The sequence below is a fragment of the Thioalkalivibrio sp. ALE16 genome, assembly GCF_000381305.1.
In the GTDB taxonomy this organism is placed as follows: Bacteria; Pseudomonadota; Gammaproteobacteria; order Ectothiorhodospirales; family Ectothiorhodospiraceae; genus Thioalkalivibrio.
This window is the reverse complement of record NZ_KB906365.1, coordinates 44,333-64,043: the sequence shown is the minus strand read 5'-3', so window position 1 is coordinate 64,043 and position 19,711 is coordinate 44,333. Positions and strand designations below refer to the sequence as shown.

Below are 19,711 nucleotides of genomic sequence, written 5' to 3'. Positions count from 1 at the left end.
GTCTACCGGGCGGGTTATTCCGCCTCGGTCCCTCCGGGGCCGCGGCGGAAGGTGGTGTTGTGGCAGTTGGAGCACGGGGGGATGCGGCCGACCCGGGTCATGTGCAGCGGATGGCCGCACTTCTTGCACAGCAGCTCGCCCGGGCCGGTGATCTCGCCGGTGTGCCACTCGCCCATCACCTGGGCGCGCGCGGTCAGTTCGGTGATCTCGATCCGGGTGCGGTCGGCGATCCGCTCCAGGGCGTTCTTGATGCCGGCCTCGATCAGGCCCAGATCGATCTGCAGCCAGCCGCGCCAGTCAGAGCTGCGACTGTCCAGGTAGGCGCCGAGGTCCTGCAGGTCGCGGCGCAGGTAGTCCATCACCTCGTGGGCCTCTTCGCGGGTCAGGTCGCTGGCCTTCTGCACACGGTCGCGGGCGTTCTCCAGGGCCTCGGTGATGGCCTTGCTGGTCTTGTCTTCCAGCTTCTCGAGGTCCTCGGTGACCTCGTTCAGCATGCGGTGATAGGCATCGCTCAGGCGCGATTCGCGCTCCTGATCCTTCTGTTCTTCGCTCATTGGCCTCTCCTTTGCGAGCGTAGATGGTGGCGTGTCCCTAACGTTAGCACGAGCGCGGGCCCCCGGAGCCCGCGCCCCGGGGACGACCGCGCTTGCCTGTCGGAGCTCAGCTTGCCTCGACCATATCCCGGTAGCCATGCCACATGGCGAAGCCCAGCCACGGGAAGATCACGATCAGGGCCAGCAGGGCGGTTGCGATCGACACCATGAACAGGGCCGTGATGATCAGGGCCCACAGAATCAGGGTGCCCGGGTTGTGGTTGAAGGCCTTCAGGCTGACACCAATGGACTCGATCAGGCTCTTTTGCGGGGCATCGGCGCGCACCCGGTGATCCAGGAGGGCCGGGATGGTCGCCAGGCTCAGGGCGAAGACCACCAGCCCGAACACGATGGCGGCCAGCACGACCCCCACCAGCGAGATGATCCCGGCGCCGCTGCCGAGCATCGCACCCACCAGATGGTGCAACTGCCCCATCATGGCGAGTTCGCCGATGTTGAGGACCGCGATCCACATCCACACGAAACTGGCCCAGATCACGAACAGCACGGCCAGGAGCGCGGCAAAGCCCCAGATCGATCCGCCCAGGGTGCCCAGCCAGCCGAGTCCGGCACCGCCCGGCTCGCCGCGTTCCTTCTGCAGCGCCAGGTAGTTCACCCCCACCGCGAGTACAGGGCCGAGCAGCAGGATGCCGGCGAGGAAGGAAAAGGCCATCCACGGCTGGTTCCACGACAGGCCCAACAGGACCAGGCTGGCCAGCGCAATCACCAGGCCGTGTACGAGGGCCACCGGCGTCTTCCAGAGGTCGCGCCAGCCCTTGCCGAGCCAGGTGCCGAGGTCCTCGGGCGCGACTTCACGGATCGCGGGCGAGTCGGTCTCGGGCGTGTGTTCGGGATGGGTCTCGCCCAGATCCTCCGGGTAGGCCCGCTGCACAACGGGGATTTCGTCCTTCTCGTGCATGTCCTTCCTCCTTGGAACGTCAGGTTCAACGTTTCCGGTTGCTTTACCCAGTGAGGCAGTCCGGGCCGGGGGCATGTTCCTGAATTGACGTGACGCGGTTCACAGGCCGCCGGTGATCCGGGTGTCCCTCCGGATCTCTGCCCTGCGCCGCGCGAGGCTGCGGGGCGCTGTTTCCCTTGGAGGGGGTGGGGGGCGCTGGTATTCTGCGCAGTTCTTTGTTTTCGGCGATCAGGACAGGTGAGGCGCATGCAGGAGCACTATTCCCCCGAGGCGGTCGAGGCGCAGGCACAGCGCCAGTGGGAGGAGGCCGACTGCTTCCGCGCGCGCGAGGATGCCCCCGGCGAGCCGTTCTACTGCCTGTCCATGTTCCCCTACCCCTCGGGCAAGCTGCACATGGGGCATGTGCGCAACTACACCATCGGTGACGTGATCGCCCGTTTCCAGCGCATGCAGGGCAAGAGCGTGCTGCAGCCGATGGGCTGGGACGCCTTCGGCCTGCCCGCGGAGAACGCGGCGATGCAGAACCATGTCCCGCCGGCCGCCTGGACGCGCCAGAACATCGAGCAGATGCGCACCCAGCTCAAGCGCCTGGGCTTTGCCTACGACTGGTCGCGCGAGTTCGCGACCTGCGATGCCGACTACTACCGCTGGGAACAGTGGCTGTTCGTGCGCCTGCTGAAGAAGGGCCTGGTCTATCGCAAGAAGGCGACCGTGAACTGGGACCCGGTGGACCAGACCGTACTCGCCAACGAGCAGGTGATCGAGGGCCGTGGCTGGCGTTCCGGCGCGCTGGTCGAACGCCGCGAGATGCCGCAGTGGTTCCTGCGCATCACCGACTACGCCGACGAATTGCTGGAGGCCCTGGACGGGCTGGACGGCTGGCCGGACCAGGTGCGCACCATGCAGCACAACTGGATCGGGCGTTCCGAGGGCGTGGAGCTGGAGTTCGCGGTGGATGGCGGCGAGCCGCTGACCGTCTACACCACGCGCCCGGACACCCTGTTCGGCGTCTCCTACATGGCGCTGGCCCCGGAGCACCCGCGGGTGCAGGCGCTGGCGGAGAACGACGCCGAACTGGCCGCGTTCATCGCCGACTGCGCGCAGGGTGGGGTGGCCGAGGCCGATCTGGCGACCATGGAGAAGAAGGGCCGGTCGCTGGGCTTTACCGCCCGCCATCCGCTGACCGGAGCGGAGGTCCCGGTGTGGGTCGCCAACTTCGTGCTGATGGAATACGGGACCGGCGCGGTGATGGCCGTGCCGGCACACGACGAACGCGACCACGAATTCGCGACGAAATACGACCTGCCGATCCGGCAGGTGATTGCCCCGGCCGACGGTGCCGAGTGCGATGTACAGGCTGCGGCCTTCACCGATCCCGGTGTGCTCGTGAACTCGGGCGACTTCGACGGGCAGGCCTCCGAGGCGGCCAAGGCCGCGATCGCCGAGCACCTCGAACAGGCCGGGCTGGGCCGACGCCGGCGCAACTACCGCCTGCGCGACTGGGGCATCTCGCGCCAGCGCTACTGGGGCTGCCCGATCCCGGTGATCCACTGCGACAACTGCGGGGCGGTGCCGGTGCCGGAAGGCGACCTGCCGGTGCGCCTGCCGGAGGACGTGATCCCGGACGGCGCCGGCTCCCCGCTGGCGCGCATGCCGGAGTTCTTCGAGGCGACCTGCCCGGAATGTGGCAAGCCAGCACGGCGCGAGACCGACACCTTCGACACCTTCTTCGAATCCAGCTGGTACTTTGCCCGCTATGCCTGCGCGGACAACGACACCGCGATGCTGGACACGCGCGCCGACCACTGGCTGCCGGTGGACCAGTACGTGGGCGGCATCGAGCATGCGGTGCTGCATCTGCTGTATGCGCGCTTCTTCCACAAGCTGCTGCGTGACGAGGGCCTGGTGGCCTCCGACGAGCCGTTCACCCGGCTGCTGACCCAGGGGATGGTGATCGCGCCGACCTTCTACCGCGAGCGCGGTGACGGCGGGAAGGACTGGATCAACCCGGCCGATGTCGAGCTGGAACGCGCCGAGGACGGCTCGGTGAAGGCCGCACGCCACCGCGAAGACGGCCAGCCGGTGGTCGTGGGCGGCATGGAGAAGATGTCCAAGTCGAAGAACAACGGCGTGGACCCTCAGGCGCTGATCGAGCGCTTCGGCGCCGACACCGCGCGGCTGTTCACCATGTTCGCCGCGCCGCCGGACCTGTCGCTGGAGTGGTCCGACTCCGGCGTCGAGGGCGCGCAGCGCTTCATCAAGCGCCTGTGGCGGGCGGTGCACGAGCACGTGAATGGTGATGCCCCGGGTGCGCTGGATGTGGACGCGCTGGACGACGCTGGGCGCGAGCTGCGGCGCAAGCTGCACGACACCATCGCCAAGGTCACCGACGACATCGGCCGGCGCCAGACCTTCAACACGGCGGTGGCCGCGAACATGGAGCTGCTGAACGACCTCGGCAAATTCCCGAAGGATGGTGCGCAGGCCGCGGCCGTGCGCCAGGAGGCCCTGGAAGGCATCGTGCGCATGCTGGCGCCGATCATCCCGCACGTGACCGAGACCCTGTGGCGCGCGCTGGGCCATGACGAGCTGGTCGCGACCACCGCCTGGCCGACGGTCGACGAGGCCGCGCGCCAGGCCGCACAGGAGACCCTGGCGGTGCAGGTGAACGGCAAGCGCCGCGCCGAGATCGCGGTCCCGGCCGGCGCTGACAAGGACGCCATCGAGAGTGTTGCCCGCAACGACGAGAACGTACAGCGCCATCTCGAGGGCCACCATGTGGTCAAGGTGATCGTGGTCCCGGGCCGGCTGGTCAACTTCGTGGTGAAGCCGCAATGACCGGCCTGCTGCGTGCGGGGCTGGTGCTGGTGCTGGTGGCCGCGCTGGCTGCCTGTGGATTCCAGCTGCGGGGCAGTGGCGAGTGGCCGGAGGCGCTGCAGCCGGTGCAGATCACCGGCATCAATACGCGTGACTCGCTGTACCGCGAGCTGGCCGTGACCCTGGGCGCCTCCGGCGTGGAGATCGTCCATCAGCGGCCGGAGGGGCAGGGTGCGATCCTCGAGATCCGCTCGGTCAACGATCAGCGGCGCACGCTGTCGGTGACCGAGGCCGCCCGGGTCTCGGAGTACGAACTGGTCCGCACGGTCAACGCCCGCCTGCGCCCGGTGGATGGCGAGGCGGTGGAACTGGGCCCGCTGCGCGCCTCGCGCATCTACCTGTTCGACGGGACGTCGGTGCTCAGCCGCGGCGAGCGCGAGGCGACCCTGCGCGAGGCGATGGACCGTGACATTGTCGGCCAGCTGCAGCGCCGCATTGCGGCGCTGACCGAGACGGACGGTACGCTGCGCGAGGCGGTGGAGGAGCCGGCCCCGTAATGGCGCTGGATGTCGCCCGCCTGGAGCAGGATCTGGCGCGCGGCCTCGCGCCGATCTACCTGCTGCTGGCCGAGGAGCCGCTGCAGGCGATCGAGGCGGCCGACGCGATCCGCGCGGCCGCCCGCGAGCAGGGCTTCCTCGAGCGCACGGTGCTGGACCTGACCGCGCAGTCCGACTGGGGGCCGTTCGAGGCCGCGATCCGCGACCGCTCGCTGTTCGCCGAGCGCACGGTGCTGGACCTGCGCCTGGCCACCGGCAAACCGGGCAAGACCGGTGGCGACCACCTGAAGGCCTATGCCGGCGATCCGCAGGACGACCTGGTGCTGTTGCTCCAGTTGCCGCGTCCGGACCGCGATATGCGCCGGGCGGCCTGGTTCAAGGCCTTGGAAAACCGTGCGGTGGTGATCCATGCGCGGCCGGTGCCGCCGGCCCAGCTGGGCAGCTGGATCCGAGCGCGCCTGCAGAAGAACGGGCTGCGCATCACCGACCCGGCGCTGGCGCTGCTGGTCGCGCGGGTGGAGGGCAACCTGCTGGCCGCGCGCCAGGAGATCGAGAAGCTGGCGCTGGCCGGCGTGACCGAGATCGACGAGACGGTGCTGGCGGAGGCCACCACCGACGCCGCGCGTTTCGAGTTGTTCGCCCTGGCCCCGACCGCGCTGCGCGGCGATGTCCGCCACGCGTTGCGCATGCTGGAGGGCTTGCTGGAGGAGGGCCAGGCGGAGCCGCTGATCCTGTGGGCGCTGGCGCGCGAATGCCGGCTGCTGGTGCAGGCGATGGAGCGCAAGGCCGCCGGCGCGCCCGACAAGGAGGCCTTCCAGGGCAGCTTCGGCGACAGCCAGAAGGCCCTGCGCCAGGCGATGGCGCGACTGAGCCTGACGCAGGCGCGGGGCCTGCTGGCCGAGGCCGCGCGCGTGGATCGCGTGATCAAGGGTCAGGAAAACGGCAATGCCCGGCAGGGGTTGCTAGACTTGGTGGCCCGTATGGCGGGGCGCCCGCTGACCGTGGCCGCACCCGCCCTGAACCCGGAACGAGTCTGACCGCATGAACGCTGCCGTGAACCCCACCGAATCCGTAGCCGACGATGTGATCGCCCAGGTCGAGGCGCTGGGCCGTGCCGCGCGCGTGGCCTCGCGGCGCATGGCCGAGGCCGAGCCGGGCGCGAAGAACGCGGCCCTGCACGCGATCGCCGAGGGCATCGCCGCGCGCCGTGCCGAACTGGCGGAGGCCAACAGCCGCGACCTGGAGGCGGGACGCGAGCGCGGCCTGGACGCCGCGATGCTGGACCGCCTGGCGCTGACCGATGCCCGCATCGACACCATGATCGAGGGCTGCCGCCAGGTGGCGGGCCTGCCCGATCCGGTGGGCACCATCTCCGACATGGCCTATCAGCCAAGCGGCATTCAGGTCGGCCAGATGCGCGTGCCGCTGGGCGTGATCGGCATCATCTACGAGTCGCGCCCGAACGTGACCATCGACGCCGCCGCGCTGTGCCTGAAGTCCGGCAACGCCGCGATCCTGCGCGGCGGCTCCGAGGCCCTGCACTCCAACCAGGCGCTGGCCGCGATCATCCAGGCCGGGCTGGAGCAGGCCGGGCTGCCGCGCGAGGCGGTGCAGGTGGTGCCGACCACCGACCGCGCGGCGGTGGGCGCGCTGCTGCGCATGCCGCAGTACGTGGACGTGATCGTCCCGCGCGGTGGCAAGGGCCTGATCGAACGCGTCAGCAACGAGTCGCAGATCCCGGTGATCAAGCACCTGGACGGCGTCTGCCACGTGTACGTGGACGGCGGGGCCGATCTCGACAAGGCGCTGGCGGTCGCGGTGAACGCCAAGACCCAGCGCTATGGCACCTGCAACACCATGGAGACGCTGCTGGTGCACGCGGATCAGGCCGAGGCCTTCCTGCCGCGCCTGGCGACGGCCCTGGCGGAACATCAGGTGAGCCTGCGAGGCTGCGCGCGCACCCGGGCCATCCTCGCGCACACCGGGACGGACATCGCCGAGGCCACCGAGGACGACTGGGTGGCCGAATACCTGGGGCCGATCCTCGCGATCCGCGTGGTCGACGACCTCGATATGGCGATGGACCACATCAATACCTATGGCTCGCACCATACCGACAGCATCGTGACCGAGGACTACACCCGGGCCCGGCGCTTCCTGCGCGCGGTGGACTCCAGCTCGGTGATGGTGAATGCCTCCACCCGCTTCGCCGACGGCTTCGAGTACGGCCTGGGTGCGGAGATCGGCATCTCCACCGACAAGCTGCACGCGCGCGGCCCGGTGGGCCTGCACGGGCTGACGACCCTCAAGTACGTGGTGTTCGGCGACGGTCATGTGCGTGGCTGAGAAAGACGCGCGATTGGATCAGCGTCTCCCTGGGGCACGCCCGGCGTGATCGGGATCCTCGGCGGCACCTTCGATCCGATCCACTTCGGGCATCTGCGTCCGGCGCTGGAGATCCAGCAGCATCTGGGTCTGGAACGGGTACACTTCATCCCCTGCCACGTGCCGCCGCATCGCGCGAGCCCGGGCACCGGCAGCGACGACCGGCTGGCGATGGTGGAGAGTGCCATCGCGGACGTGCCGGGGTTTGTGGCCGATCGCCGTGAACTGGATCGCGAAGGGCCGTCCTACACCGTCGACACCCTGCTCAGCTTCCGCGAGGAGCTGGGGCCGGAGGCACCGCTGGTGCTGATCATGGGCATGGACGCCTTCGCCGGCCTGCCGTCGTGGAACCGCTGGAAGCAGATCTTCGATCTGGCGCATATCGTGGTCTCGCATCGTCCCGGCAGCCCGGCCTCGCAGGATCTGGGGGGCTGGCTGGGTAATGCCGCAACCCGCGACCCGGCGGTGCTGCGCAATGCCCCGGGCGGGCGGGTCTATTTCCAGCCGGTGACCCAGCTCGATATCTCCGCCACCGCGATCCGGGATGAACTGCAGGCCGGGCGCAGCCCGCGCTTCCTGCTCCCCGGCGCCGTCAATCGCTACATCCACGACCGCGGCCTGTACCGGGCCGTGTCGAACCGCAATCACGGGATATGACCGACAGCATGAACAGTGAACAACTCCTGGAGCTGGTGACTACCGCTCTGGACGACATGAAGGCCCAGAACATCCGCAGCATCGACGTGCGCGGCAAGACCACGCTGGCGGACTACATAGTGATCGCCTCCGGGACCTCCGGGCGTCACGTGCAGTCCACCGCGGAGTCGGTGGCAATGAAGGCCAAGGAGGCCGGCATCCAGCCGCTGGGGGTCGAGGGCCAGGAGAGCCAGGAGTGGGTGCTGGTGGACCTGAACGACGTGATCGTCCACGTGATGCTCCCGGAGACCCGCGACTTCTACAACCTGGAAAAGCTCTGGCTGGCCGAGGAGGCCGCGGATACCGAAAAGGCCGCGCCCGAGGACCCCAGCCTGGAGCGCGTCCGCCGCCTGCGCGGCTGACCGGGGCGCGCCGCCATGCGCCTGGACCTGATTGCGATCGGCAAGCGCATGCCCGACTGGGTGGCGGCCGGGTTCGACGAGTACGCCGGTCGTCTGCCGCGCGAGCTGAACCTGAACCTGCAGGCCCTGGCCGGTCCCTCCGGGGCCAAGTCCATGGATACGGCCACGCTGCTGCGGCGCGAGGGCGAGATCCTGCTGAAGGCCATACCCGAGGGCGCCCGCGTGATCCTGCTGGACGAGCGCGGCAAGGGCGTGGACACCAGGGGCGTCGCGCGGCGCCTGGCGGACTGGCAGCAGGACGGGCGCGATGTCGCGCTGGTGATCGGCGGGGCCGCGGGGCTGGATGAGGCCGTGCGCACCCGTGCGGAATGGGCCTGGTCGCTGTCGCCGCTGACCTTCCCGCACATGCTGGTGCGGGTGCTGGTCGCCGAGCAGCTCTACCGCGCCTGGTCGCTGCTGAACAACCACCCCTACCACCGCGCGTGACGCCCGTGGCTCATCCGCTGCTGCTGGCCTCCGCATCCCCGCGCCGCCGCGAACTGCTGGAGCAGATCCAGCTCGCCTACGAGGTGGCCCCGATGGACGTGGACGAGACCCCGTTACCGGGCGAGTCCCCAGAGGCGCTGGTCGAACGCCTCGCCATCGCCAAGGCCAAGGCGGCCATCGCGTGCGGCATCCCGGGGCAGTGGGTGCTGGCCGCGGATACCGTCGTCGCGGTGGGCGACGAGGCCCTGGGAAAGCCCGCGGATTGCGCCGATGCCGATGCCATGCTGCAACGCCTTTCCGGCGGGGAGCACCGGGTGGTATCCGGCATGGCGCTGGGCCGGCCCGCTGCATCCATGCGGGCGCGTACCGTGACGACCCGCGTGCGCATGCGGCCGCTGACGTCATCCGACATCGCGGCCTACTGGGCGACCGGCGAGCCGCGTGGCAAGGCCGGCGCCTATGCCATCCAGGGACGCGGTGCCGCCTTTGTCGAATGGATCGAGGGGTCCTACACCAATGTGGTCGGTCTGCCCCTGTTCGAGCTGGAGGCCTGGCTGCGCGAGATCCCCGACCCGCCGCCGCGTGTCTGAACCGCCCCCGTCAGCGCCCCTTTACTGGATGTTGTGGTGCTCCAGCGGGTAGCCGCGTTCCTTGAAGTAGCGGTAGCGGGCGCGGCCCGCCTCGCGTTCCGATTCCTCGCCGCCGACGATATCGGCGACGCGCTCGAAGCGCCCGCAGTACTCCGGCACCTCCGGCGCCAGGTTGATCAGCACGTCGCAGCGATCCGACGGGGCATGGGCCTCGTGCAGCGAGACCGAAACGTCCGCATCGCGCACGTCGGTGCTGTGCGGCAGGAACGCGGTGTCCTCGAAGGTCCACAGCCACTCGTCCAGCGTGCGCGTCAGCTCCGGCGAGCCGGTGTGGATGTGCACGCGATGGCCCTGGCCGCTGGCCTTTTTCGCCAGGCGGCAGGTGAAGCGCAGGCGCGCCTCCGGGGCGGGGTCCTGCAGCAGGTAGAAGCTGACGTGGGTCATCCGCGCCCGACCCGGATCAGGCCTGGTCGAGCAGGTAGCGCATCAGCATCGGCACTGGGCGGCCGGTCGCGCCTTTCTCCTTGCCGCTCTTCCAGGCCACGCCGGCGATGTCGACATGCGCCCAGGTGTAGTCCTCGGTATAGCGCGACAGGAAGCATGCGGCGGTGATGGTGCCGGCCGGGCGCCCGCCGATATTGGCCATGTCGGCGAAATTGCTCTTCAGCTGTTCCTGGTACTCCGGCCACAACGGGAGCTGCCAGCCGCGATCGCCGGTCTCCTCGCCGGCGGCCAGAAGACCCTTCGCCAGGCGCTCGTTGTTGCCCAGGATTGCCGCGCCCTGATGGCCCAGCGCGATGATGCAGGCCCCGGTCAGGGTGGCGATGTCGATCACCGCCTTCGGCTTGTAGCGCTCGACCCAGGTCAGCGCATCGGCCAGCACCAGGCGGCCCTCGGCGTCGGTATTCAGGATCTCGACGGTCTGCCCGGACAGGGTGGTGACGATGTCGCCGGGGCGGGTCGCGCGGCCGTCGGGCATGTTCTCGGCACTGGTAACCACGCCGACCACGTTGACCGGCAGCCCCAGCTCGCAGCAGGCCTCGATCACGCCGAACACGCTGGCGGCGCCGCACATGTCGTACTTCATCTCGTCCATCTCGGCGCCGGGCTTCAGCGAGATGCCGCCGGTGTCGAAGGTGATGCCCTTGCCCACCAGCACCACCGGGGCGTCGCCCTTCTTGCCGCCGGAGTACTCCATCGCGATCAGGCGCGGCGGGCGTTCGGAACCCTTGCCTACCGCCAGGATCGCCCCGGCGCCGAGCTTCTCCAGGTCCTTCTCGTCCAGGACCGTGGCCTTCAGCTGCTTGTATTGCTTCGCCATCTCGCGGGCGGTGTCGGCCAGGCTCTCCGGGTAGCAGACATTCGGCGGGGTGTTGCCCAGGTCCTTCGCGCGGTTCACGCCGGTGGCGATCGCCGCGGCCTCGGTGCAGGCCTGCTTCGCGGCCTCGGCGTCCTTGCGCTCCACGCACAGCTGGATCTTGTCCAGCTTAACCGGGGTGGTCTTCTCCTTGCCCTTGAACGGGGTGAAGCGATAGGCGGCCTCCGAGATCGCCGCGACCAGGGTGTGCACCACCCAGGCGATGTCCTTGCCGCGCGGCTGGAAGTCCGCGACCGCGATCGCGGCGCTGGTGGCCGGGCGCTCGACCAGCGCGCCGGCCAGGGCCTGAGCCGCCTTGCGCGCGGCGCGGGCGTCGAAGTCCTTCTTCGCCCCCAGGCCGATCAGGAGTGCGCTACCCTTCCCCTGATTGCCTGGGCTGCCACCGCCGGGCAGCAACAACTGGCTGCCGGCCTCGCCATCCATCTCGCCGGCCTTCAGCAGGGCCGCGATCTCGCCGTCGCGCGCGGCATCCAGGGCGCTGGCGCCCGCGGCCGGCTTGCGCTTGTGATTGATGCCGGCGGCGCGGATGCCGGCGCGGGGTTTGTCGAGGGTCGAGGTGGTGACGGAGAATTGCATGAATGCCTCCCGAAAATGAGTTCCATCATGGTACCAGCGCCACGCGGCGACCGACCACGCGCCGCGCGGGCCGCGGGGTAATGCGCGCATGATTCTGCGCCGTGCCGAACGCTTCATCGCCCGCGAGCTGCTGGTCACCCAGACCGCGGTCACCATCGTCCTGCTGCTGGTCATCATCGGCGGCGTGCTGGCGCGGGTGCTGCGGGACGTCGCCGAGGGCACGATCCCGGTCGATTTTCTGCCGCCGCTGGTGGCCTTCGGTGCCTTCAAGGGCATTGTCTTCCTCTGGCCGGTGGCGCTGTTTCTGGCCTTCATGCTGGTGCTGGGCCGGTTGCAGCGCGACAGCGAACTGGTCGCGTTGCAGGCCAGCGGCATGTCCTTCGCCGCGCTTTATCGCGCGCTTTTGTGGGTGGCCGTGCCCGCGACGCTGCTGCTGCTGGTGCTGATGATGCTGGTGGTGCCGCGTACCGAGGCCCAGATCGATCAGTTCCGCGACCTGGCCGAGCAGCGCTCCGACCTGGTCGGGATTACCCCCGGGCGTTTCCTGCGCTCGCGGGTGGGCGAGCAGGTCTTCTTCGCCGAGCGCCTGAGCGAAGACCGCGAGGCGCTGCTGGAGGTGTTCATCTACCGGGAGGTGGAGGGCGAGGCGCAGGTGACCGTGGCCGAGCGCGCGATCCCCGATCCCGGGGCGGAGGGCAGCGGCTTCCTGATCCTCGAGAACGGCTACCGCCACGTCGGCGTTCCGGGCGAAAGCAGCTTCCGCATGCTCGAGTTCGAGCGCCTGCGGACCCAGATCACCGAACCGGACGCCGGGGCGGGGCGCCGCTCGCTGAACGCGATGTCGACGCTGGATCTCTGGGAGGAGCGGCATCGCCCCGACCACCGCGCGGAGCTGGAATGGCGCCTCGCCATGCCGCTGTCGATCCTGGTGCTGAGCCTGATCGCGCTGCCGCTGGCGCAGGTGCCGCCGCGCACCGGCCGTTATGCGCGTATCCCGGCGGCGATCGGCGTCTACGTGCTGTATGCCAACCTGTTGATCCTGGGGCAGGGCCAGCTGGCGGACGGGCGCACGCCGCTGGCCCTGGGCCTGTGGTGGACGCACGGCTCGATGCTGGTGCTTTGGCTGGTGCTCGCCTGGCGCAAGGGCATGCTGGGCCTCGGCCGGGCCATGGAGCGTGACGAGGTGACGCCATGACGACGGTGCTGGGGCGCTACATCATGCGCCAGGTCCTGATCGGGACCGCGCTGGCCGTGGTCCTGCTGGTGGCGCTGGATGCGGTGTTCGCGCTGATCGACGAGCTGCGCGACACCGGGCGAGGCAACTACGGGCTGACCGAGGCGCTTTTGTACGTGGCGCTGACCCTGCCGCGGCGGATGTACGACATGCTGCCGTCGGCGGCGTTGCTGGGTGGTCTGTTGTGGCTGGGCAATCTGGCCGCGAACAGCGAGCTGACCGCGATGCGCGCGGCCGGGATGACACTGGGCCGCTTTATCGGCTGGGTGATGCAGGCCGGCCTGGTCGTCGTGGTGGCGATGGTGGTGGTGGGCGAGTTCTTCGCCCCGGCCGCCGAGAGCCGGGCGCAGAACCTGAAGGCGACGGCCTTCGACGAACAGCTGAGCGTGAGCCCGATCGGGCTGTGGGCACGCGATGGCCGGCGCATGGTGCAGGCGGATACCGTGTTGCCGGGCAATCGGCTGATCGGGGTGCGCATCATCGAGGTGGACGCGAATCGCGAGCCGCGCGAGATCACGCGCGCCCAGAGCGCACAGTACGAGGGCGGGGCCTGGCGGCTGCAGGACGTAAAACGCTCAAGGCTGTCGCTGGAACGTGTCGAGTCGGAGCGTCTGGAGACCGAAACCATCGAGCGGCTGATCGCGCCGGAATACTTCGACGTGCTGGTGGTCGAGCCGGGCCAGATGGCGGCGCAGAACCTGGCGCGCTATATCGGCTACCTGCAGGAGAATCGCCTGGACTCGGCCCCCTATGAGGTCGCGTTCTGGCAACGCCTGACCCTGCCGGCCAGCACCTTCGTGATGCTGCTGCTGGCCATCCCGTTCCTGTTCGGTTCCCAGCGCGAGGGCGGGGCCGGCCGGCGGTTGTTCATCGGCATTGCGATCGGCGTGTCCTTCGCAATCGTGATGCGCGCGATGACCCACCTGGGGCTGGTCTACAACCTGCCGCCCTTCGTCGCCGCCAGCCTGCCGGTCGTGCTGTTCCTGATCCTGGCACTGGTGGCGCTGTATCGCATGGGGCGCCAGACATGATGGCCTGGCTGCGCGCGGGCTTCCTGCTGGGGCTGGTCGCCATGCTGGTGGCCTGCGGGAGCGGCGTCCCGGGCGACTTCGATCCGCTCCCGCGCCAGGCGACCGTACTGGCCTTCGGCGACAGTGTGACCCACGGGACCGGGGCCGGAGCGGGCGAGGACTACCCGGCGCGCCTGGCGGCGATCACCGGCTGGACGATCGTCAACGACGGGGTGCCCGGGGATCGCGCCAGCAGCGCCCGCGAGCGTCTCGCCCCGAGCCTGCGCGCGCACGAGCCCGATCTGGTGCTGATCTGGCTGGGTGGCAACGATTTCCTGCGCCAGCGCGACCCGGCCGCGGTGCGCGAGGATCTGCGTGTACTGGTGGGGACCGTTCGCGACCATGGGGCCCAGCCCCTGCTGCTGGGGGTGCCGCGGGCCTCGGCCCTGGGCGCGGCCACCGGCCGCCTGCGGGACGACCCGATCTACCGCGAGCTGGCGCACGAGGAACAGGTGCCCCTGATCGAGGGGGTGCTCTCCGGGGTGCTGTCCGAGAGCGATCTGCGCGCGGACCCGGTCCATCCCAATGCCCGCGGCTACCGCCGCATCGCCACCGAGATCGCCGAGGCCCTGGACGACCTCGGCCTCTGGCTCGCCCCCTGATGGTTGTGCACCACGAAGCGCACGAAGAAGGGCCAGGTCAAAAGCGATTGAACCACAGAGAGCACGGAGGACACGGAGAAAATCGGTGTTTGTTTGGCGGCGGGCAGGGTGCCGACGTGCGCAACAGATCGCATCAAGCCTGCGGACCGACCACCCCCGGTAGATTTCGCGTGGCTCGACCCGTCCCGGCGAGGTTCGATCCGAAAGCCTTTCGGTTTTCTCCGTGTCCTCTGTGCTCTCCGTGGTGAATCCGCCCTTTGCCCTTCTTCGTGCCTTCGTGTGCTTCGTGGTGAAACAAACAACCGGATCGAGGTCAGGTCTTGCGGTTCTGTTTCCAGCGGGGTTTGGCGAGGCCGGGGATGCGCACCAGTTCGGTGCCGGTGAGCCAGTCGTGCAGCATCCAGCGCCGCGGATGGAACTGCGACAGGCCGATCGCGAACAGCGCCGCCGCGGTAACCACGGTAACGGCGACCGCGCCGTATTCGCGCACCGCCCAGATGGCCATCAGGATCACCAGCCACTGGGCGACCGCAACCAGATAGCGCAGCGTCGCCTGCCAGGCATTGACGGCGTGCCCGCCCTCGGTGCGCAGCTGGATGTTCCAGGCCTGCATGCCGAGCGTCTGCCCGGTGCGCGTCCAGAACCAGTAGAAGAACCCCCAGGCCACGATCAGGTTGAGCACGAAATGGGCGCGGGGCGAGTACAGCCCGGTGGTGTTGCCGAGGATGACCACCAGCAGGCCGAGGACCATCCAGATCGCCACCAGCAGCAGGGCGTCGTAGACGATGGCGGCCAGGCGGCGCAGCAGGCTGGAGGGCTGGCCGTCGATGGACGAGGCGGCGGTTTCGGTCATGGGCGTTCCGGGTGGTTCTGGATTTGGCCGCGGGTGCGGAGTGGGCGTAGTCTTGCCGCATGGAGCGACGCTTTCAACGTATCCCCCTGGAATTTCCGGCTACCCTGCTCACCGATGGCGGGGGCGGTCCGGTTCGGGTGGAGGATATCTCCCTGAAGGGTGTGCTGCTGGAGGGCGCGGATCTTCCCGGGATAGCCGATGGCGACGAGGTCAGTGTCGACATCCCGCTCAGCGAGGAGGCGCGGATCACCTTCGAGGGCCGGGTGCGCTGGCACGAGGGCCTGTGGCTGGGCGTGGAGATCGAGGCCATGCCGCTGGAATCCGCCTCCCACCTGCGCCGTCTGGTCGAGCTCAACCTCGGTGACGAGGCCCTGCTGGAGCGCGAATTCGCCGCGCTGATCCAGGCCGACTGACTCGGCCTCAGGGGGTCGGAAAGATCTCCCGGAACGGCAGGACCTCCACCCAGTCACCCGCACGGGCCCCGGCGGATTCGCGTGGCAGGACGACGTAGGCGTTGGCCTCGCTCATCGCGCGCAACTGATGTGAACCCTGGCCGCCGGCGGCGCGCACCACCCAGCCGCGTTCGTCGGTCTCCAGCACCGCGCGCTGGAAATCCTTGCGTCCCGGGGTCTTGTGGAGGTCTTCCAGCAGGCGTGCGTTCAGGGTCTGCGGTGCGGTCGCTGCGCGCCCGGCCAGCTGCTGCAGGGCCGGGCGCACCAGCAGGGCGAAGGTGGTCATTACGGCCACCGGGTTGCCCGGCAGACCGAAGAAGTGGGCCTGGCCGAAATGCCCGAAGGCCAGGGGGCGCCCGGGCTTGATGGCCAGCTTCCAGAAGCCGACCTGGCCGGAGGCCTGCAGCACGCGGGTCACATGGTCGGCATCGCCGACCGAGACCCCCCCGGTGGTGATGATCACGTCGGCCGTTGCCCCGGCACGCGTCAGGGCCTCGCGCACCGCATCCTCGGTGTCGCGGATTACGCCGTAGTCCTGCACCTCGACCGGGTAGGCCGCGAGCAGCGCCCACAGGGTGTGGCGGTTGCTGTCATGGATCTGCCCCGGGCCCAGTGGCTGATCCACGGGCACCAGTTCGTCCCCGGTCGAGAAGAAGGCCACGCGCGGCCGGCGCAGTACCTTCACCCGGGCAATGCCCTGGCTCGCCAGCACCCCGATCTCGGCGGCGCCCAGGGTTGTCCCGGCGGCATACAGCGGGGTCCCGGCGGCGGTGTCGCCACCCGGGCCGCGGATGTTGTGGCCCGTGGCGAGGTCACCGTTTTGCAGAAGGATGGTGGCGTCGTCCCGTTCCACCTGCTCCTGCATCACGACCAGTTCGGCCCCTTCCGGTACCACCGCGCCAGTCAGGATGCGCACGCACTGGCCCGGTTGCAGTTCGCCATCCCAGGGGTGCCCGGCCGCCGAGGTGCCCACCAGCGCCAGGCGCGCACCCTTGGCGGCGTCCGTCGCGCGCAGGGCGTAGCCATCCATCGCGGAGACCGCGGCGGGTGGTACGTCGATGCGCGCGGCCAGGGGTTCCGCCAGGGTCCGCCCGAGGGCCTGCTCCAGCGCCACTGTCTCCTGTTCCTCGAGGCTCTGGCAGGCTTCCAGGATCGCGGTACGGGCCTGTTCCAGGGTCTTGGCGTTGGGATCGAACTCGTCGCAGCCGGGGGCAGCCTCGGGCATGGGGGTCTCCGGGTCAGGGGTGGATGTCCAGGTAGTCGATGACGAAGGCCGCCACTGCGTCGGGGTCATTCACCGGCAGCAGCGGGCCGTCGAAGTCCAGTGTGGCGGCATCGGTGGCGACCGCGACCACGCCGGGGATCTCGCGGTACAGCGGGGCCTTGCCCACCGACGGTCGATGCACCTCGATCTTGGGCAGGTCCCATTGCTTGAAACCCTCGACCAGGATCAGGTCGGAGCGGCGCGGGTCCAGGCGCGCGCAGAGCATGTCCAGGTCCGGCACGCGGCCATCGTCGGTCTCCGGGGTCTCCACCATCAGGGCGTAGCGCCGACCGGAGGCCACCAGCATCTGGTCGGCGCCGGCATGGCGCAGCTCATGACTGTCCTTGCCCGGCTTGTCCACGTCGAACTCGTGGTGGGCATGCTTGATCATCGCCGGACGCAGGCCGCGGGCTCGCAGGGCCGGGATCACGCCCTTCAGCAGGGTGGTCTTGCCGCTGCCGCTCCAGGCGGCGAAGCCGATGCGCGGGAGCTTGGAGGTGGACTGGATCATGGTGGCCTGCCTGCGTTAAGCGCGTCCGAGTATAGCGAGATCCGGCCGGGTCGCGAGGGGCGTTCAGCCCATCAGGTCCCCGGGGGTGTTGATGTTGGCGAATGCCTCCGGCTGATCGGAGAAGTCCACCGTGATCGCGCCGATCTCGTGAAACCAGCGTCCCACCGCCAGCGAACCATGCGCGAGATCGCTCTGCAGGCGCGTCGCCACCGCGGGCTCGAGCAGGCCGAACAGGGGCTGCAGGCGGTGGCCGTCGTGGGCAATGGCGGCCGGCGCCGGGTGGGCCTCCAGGGCCTGGCGCAGGCGGTACTCCAGGTCCAGGGGCAGCGCGGGTGCGTCCACCGGCGCGCACAGGATCGCGTGGTCGGGGAAGGCCGCGAAGGCCGCGGCGATCCCGGCCAGCGGGCCGCGATAATCGGCGTGGGAATCGGTCAGGACGGGAAACCCCAGCGCTTGATAACGGTCGATATCGGTATTGCTGCTGATGGCCAGGCGCGGCGCCTGGGGGCGCAGGCGCGCGATGGCGTGTTCGATCAGGGGGCGGCCCCGATACTCGACCCAGCCCTTGTTGCGCCCGCCCATGCGCAGGCCCTGACCGCCGGCCAGTATCACGGCGGCGAGATTCTCGGGCGGGGTCTGCTTTGCCTGCGGGTCCATGCGGGTCTGCGGGTTCGGCGCGGGTCCGGCCTTTGGTTTATCGTGGTGGGCGAGTCGGCTGTCGCGTGTGCGCACGCAGTGTACGACGAATCCACCCTGACGGGAGAGGAAGCCCATGCGGGTTTCATTTGGACGCAAGGCAGGAGCGGGCGGAGGGCGCCGCTGGCGCCACCTGCTGTGGCTGACCCTCCTGGTGCTCGGGGCCGGCTGGCTGGCCGCCTCGAGCCTGGCCCAGACCGCGGATCGCCACGGCCTGTTGCTGACGGTGAATGACGCGATCGGCCCGGCCACCGGCGACTACATCCGCCGGGGGATCGAGCGGGCCGAGGCCGAGGACGCCGAGATCCTGGTCCTGATGCTGGATACCCCGGGCGGTCTGGATTCCAGCATGCGCAGCATCATCAAGAACATCCTGCAATCGGATGTGCCGGTGGTCACGTATGTCCACCCGGCGGGTTCCCGCGCGGCCAGCGCCGGCACCTACATGCTTTACGGGTCGCATGTCTCGGCCATGACCCCGGCCACCAATCTGGGATCGGCCACCCCGGTGCAGATGGGCGGCGGCGGGCTCCCGGGCATGGACCCGCCGGAGCCGGACGAGGACGCGCGCGACGATACGGAAACCGACGAGGCCAATGGCGAGGCGCGCGACGACGAAACCGACGCGGCGGATGAGCCTGCGGATGAGAATGGAGCCGCCAACGGCGAGGTCGAACCCGCCAGCGAGGAGGAACTGCTGGAGGACGACCCGGCCCCGCGCCGCGGCGGCGACGCGATGGAGCGCAAGGTGCTGGAGGACGCGGTGTCCTATATCCGCGGCCTGGCGGAACGCTATGGGCGTAATGCCGACTGGGCGGAGGAGACCGTACGTGACGGCTCCAACCTGACGGCGACCGCCGCGCTGGAGCAAAACGTCATCGACTTTGTGGCGGACAACCTGGACGACCTGCTTGCCCAGATCGACGGGCATACCGTGCGCATGCACGACGGCGAACGCACGCTGGCCACCGAAGGGCTGGAGATCGTGCGGATGGATCCGGACTGGCGCACCCAGTTGCTGTCGGTGATCACCAACCCGAACATCGCCTATATCCTGATGCTGCTGGGGATCTACGGCATCATTTTCGAACTGGCCAACCCGGGCGCGGTCTACCCCGGCGTGATCGGTTCGATCGCGCTGATCCTCGCGTTCTTCGCGCTGCAGGTGATGCCGGTGAACTATGCGGGCCTGGCACTGATGCTGCTGGGCATGATCTTCATGATTGCGGAGGCCTTTGTGCCCAGTTTCGGGGCGCTGGGCATAGGAGGCATCGTGGCATTCACGACCGGTTCCATCATCTTGTGGGACGACCCGCAGCTGAATGTGGCAATTCCGCTGGTGATCGGCACCGCCATTGCCATCGGCATCCTGTCGGTCTGGGTGCTGGGCCGGCTGTTCAGTCTGCGCGGCAAGAAGCCCGCCACTGGCTATGAAGAGATGATCGGGATGATCGGCGAGGCGCGTGAGGACTTCGATCGCAGCGGACGGGTCTGGGTCCACAGCGAGCAATGGAACGCCGAGACCTCGGCGCCGGTACGCGAGGGACAGAAGGTCCGCGTGACCGCCATCGACGGCCTGAAGCTGCGGGTCGAACCCGTGACTGAAGAAGACACCCCGGGCACTGCCACGACCGGCTGACCGGTCGCCGCCGAGCCCATAACGCAGAAGG

General features: G+C 69.2%; 21 protein-coding genes. 13 read left to right on the top strand and 8 right to left on the bottom strand.

Annotated elements, in window-relative coordinates; genetic code table 11:
* Positions 1-14: 14 nt before the first annotated feature.
* Together F627_RS0110755 and F627_RS0110750 are read right to left on the bottom strand one after the other, a co-directional pair.
* On the bottom strand, positions 15-554 hold the full coding sequence (locus tag F627_RS0110755) for a zinc ribbon-containing protein (RefSeq protein WP_018865696.1): 540 nt from the start codon (positions 552-554) through the stop codon (positions 15-17).
* A gap of 106 nt (positions 555-660) precedes the next feature.
* Positions 661-1,512, bottom strand: coding sequence for a DUF2189 domain-containing protein (locus tag F627_RS0110750; RefSeq protein ID WP_019558762.1), 852 nt, complete (start codon positions 1,510-1,512; stop codon positions 661-663).
* Positions 1,513-1,758: 246 nt separating this feature from the next.
* On the opposite strand from F627_RS0110750, the gene leuS reads away from it, so the two are divergent.
* The 8 genes from leuS to F627_RS0110710 are packed head-to-tail and all read left to right on the top strand — an operon-like array spanning position 1,759 to position 9,405.
* Positions 1,759-4,350, top strand: a complete 2,592-nt coding sequence (gene leuS / locus F627_RS0110745; RefSeq protein ID WP_019584036.1) for a leucine--tRNA ligase — start codon at positions 1,759-1,761, stop codon at positions 4,348-4,350.
* Positions 4,347-4,886 (top strand): LPS assembly lipoprotein LptE, encoded by a 540-nt coding sequence (gene lptE / locus F627_RS0110740; protein ID WP_019584035.1) that lies wholly within the window; start codon positions 4,347-4,349, stop codon positions 4,884-4,886. Before leuS ends, lptE begins: the two co-directional genes overlap by 4 nt.
* Entirely contained in the window at positions 4,886-5,923 is a 1,038-nt protein-coding gene (gene holA, locus F627_RS0110735; protein ID WP_019584034.1) for a DNA polymerase III subunit delta, read from the top strand. Before lptE ends, holA begins: the two co-directional genes overlap by 1 nt.
* A 4-nt stretch (positions 5,924-5,927) precedes the next feature.
* Positions 5,928-7,232, top strand: a complete 1,305-nt coding sequence (locus tag F627_RS0110730) for a glutamate-5-semialdehyde dehydrogenase (protein WP_018865701.1) — start codon at positions 5,928-5,930, stop codon at positions 7,230-7,232.
* Between the two features lie 45 nt (positions 7,233-7,277).
* Positions 7,278-7,928 (top strand): nicotinate-nucleotide adenylyltransferase, encoded by a 651-nt coding sequence (gene nadD, locus F627_RS0110725; RefSeq protein ID WP_018865702.1) that lies wholly within the window; start codon positions 7,278-7,280, stop codon positions 7,926-7,928.
* A gap of 8 nt (positions 7,929-7,936) precedes the next feature.
* Entirely contained in the window at positions 7,937-8,329 is a 393-nt protein-coding gene (gene rsfS, locus F627_RS0110720) for a ribosome silencing factor (protein WP_026332089.1), read from the top strand.
* Positions 8,330-8,344: 15 nt separating this feature from the next.
* Positions 8,345-8,815 (top strand): 23S rRNA (pseudouridine(1915)-N(3))-methyltransferase RlmH, encoded by a 471-nt coding sequence (gene rlmH / locus F627_RS0110715; protein ID WP_018865704.1) that lies wholly within the window; start codon positions 8,345-8,347, stop codon positions 8,813-8,815.
* Entirely contained in the window at positions 8,812-9,405 is a 594-nt protein-coding gene (locus tag F627_RS0110710; RefSeq protein WP_196799896.1) for a nucleoside triphosphate pyrophosphatase, read from the top strand. The genes rlmH and F627_RS0110710 overlap by 4 nt, the downstream gene beginning before the upstream one ends.
* A 21-nt stretch (positions 9,406-9,426) precedes the next feature.
* Here F627_RS0110710 and F627_RS0110705 read toward each other — a convergent pair whose 3' ends face one another.
* Together F627_RS0110705 and F627_RS0110700 are read right to left on the bottom strand one after the other, a co-directional pair.
* Positions 9,427-9,849: a DNA polymerase III subunit chi gene (locus F627_RS0110705; RefSeq protein ID WP_018881296.1), complete on the bottom strand. Its 423-nt coding sequence runs from the start codon at positions 9,847-9,849 to the stop codon at positions 9,427-9,429.
* A gap of 16 nt (positions 9,850-9,865) precedes the next feature.
* Positions 9,866-11,359: a leucyl aminopeptidase gene (locus tag F627_RS0110700; RefSeq protein WP_019584032.1), complete on the bottom strand. Its 1,494-nt coding sequence runs from the start codon at positions 11,357-11,359 to the stop codon at positions 9,866-9,868.
* An 88-nt stretch (positions 11,360-11,447) separates the two neighbouring features.
* On the opposite strand from F627_RS0110700, the gene lptF reads away from it, so the two are divergent.
* From lptF to F627_RS0110685, 3 genes are read left to right on the top strand one after another with little or no spacing between them, the layout of a single operon-like run.
* Complete coding sequence (lptF, locus tag F627_RS0110695; RefSeq protein WP_018865708.1) at positions 11,448-12,554, top strand: LPS export ABC transporter permease LptF; 1,107 nt, start codon at positions 11,448-11,450, stop codon at positions 12,552-12,554.
* Complete coding sequence (gene lptG / locus F627_RS0110690) at positions 12,551-13,624, top strand: LPS export ABC transporter permease LptG (protein WP_018878080.1); 1,074 nt, start codon at positions 12,551-12,553, stop codon at positions 13,622-13,624. The genes lptF and lptG overlap by 4 nt, the downstream gene beginning before the upstream one ends.
* Positions 13,621-14,265: a GDSL-type esterase/lipase family protein gene (locus tag F627_RS0110685; RefSeq protein ID WP_019584031.1), complete on the top strand. Its 645-nt coding sequence runs from the start codon at positions 13,621-13,623 to the stop codon at positions 14,263-14,265. The genes lptG and F627_RS0110685 overlap by 4 nt, the downstream gene beginning before the upstream one ends.
* 313 nt (positions 14,266-14,578) lie before the next feature.
* On the opposite strand, the gene F627_RS0110680 is transcribed toward F627_RS0110685, so the two are convergent.
* Positions 14,579-15,118 carry an RDD family protein gene (locus F627_RS0110680; RefSeq protein WP_018865711.1) on the bottom strand — a complete coding sequence of 180 codons (540 nt, stop codon included), beginning with the start codon at positions 15,116-15,118 and terminating at the stop codon, positions 14,579-14,581.
* 59 nt (positions 15,119-15,177) lie between these two features.
* Here F627_RS0110680 and F627_RS0110675 point away from each other — a divergent pair, with 59 nt between their 5' ends.
* On the top strand, positions 15,178-15,531 hold the full coding sequence (locus F627_RS0110675) for a PilZ domain-containing protein (RefSeq protein ID WP_019584030.1): 354 nt from the start codon (positions 15,178-15,180) through the stop codon (positions 15,529-15,531).
* A gap of 7 nt (positions 15,532-15,538) precedes the next feature.
* On the opposite strand, the gene glp is transcribed toward F627_RS0110675, so the two are convergent.
* The 3 genes from glp to mobA all read right to left on the bottom strand — a co-directional run bounded on the left by glp (position 15,539) and on the right by mobA (position 18,119).
* Positions 15,539-16,795 (bottom strand): gephyrin-like molybdotransferase Glp, encoded by a 1,257-nt coding sequence (gene glp / locus F627_RS0110670; protein WP_019584029.1) that lies wholly within the window; start codon positions 16,793-16,795, stop codon positions 15,539-15,541.
* 13 nt (positions 16,796-16,808) lie between these two features.
* Positions 16,809-17,345 (bottom strand): molybdopterin-guanine dinucleotide biosynthesis protein B, encoded by a 537-nt coding sequence (gene mobB, locus F627_RS0110665; protein WP_019584028.1) that lies wholly within the window; start codon positions 17,343-17,345, stop codon positions 16,809-16,811.
* A 63-nt stretch (positions 17,346-17,408) separates the two neighbouring features.
* Entirely contained in the window at positions 17,409-18,119 is a 711-nt protein-coding gene (gene mobA / locus F627_RS0110660) for a molybdenum cofactor guanylyltransferase MobA (protein ID WP_019584027.1), read from the bottom strand.
* Between mobA and F627_RS0110655 the strand changes: the two genes are divergently transcribed.
* The gene (locus F627_RS0110655) at positions 18,118-19,680 is read left to right on the top strand and encodes a nodulation protein NfeD (RefSeq protein ID WP_019584026.1); all 1,563 of its coding nucleotides are present in this window, start codon (positions 18,118-18,120) and stop codon (positions 19,678-19,680) included. The two genes, mobA and F627_RS0110655, sit on opposite strands and share 2 nt — an antisense overlap.
* The last annotated feature ends 31 nt before the right edge of the window (positions 19,681-19,711 follow it).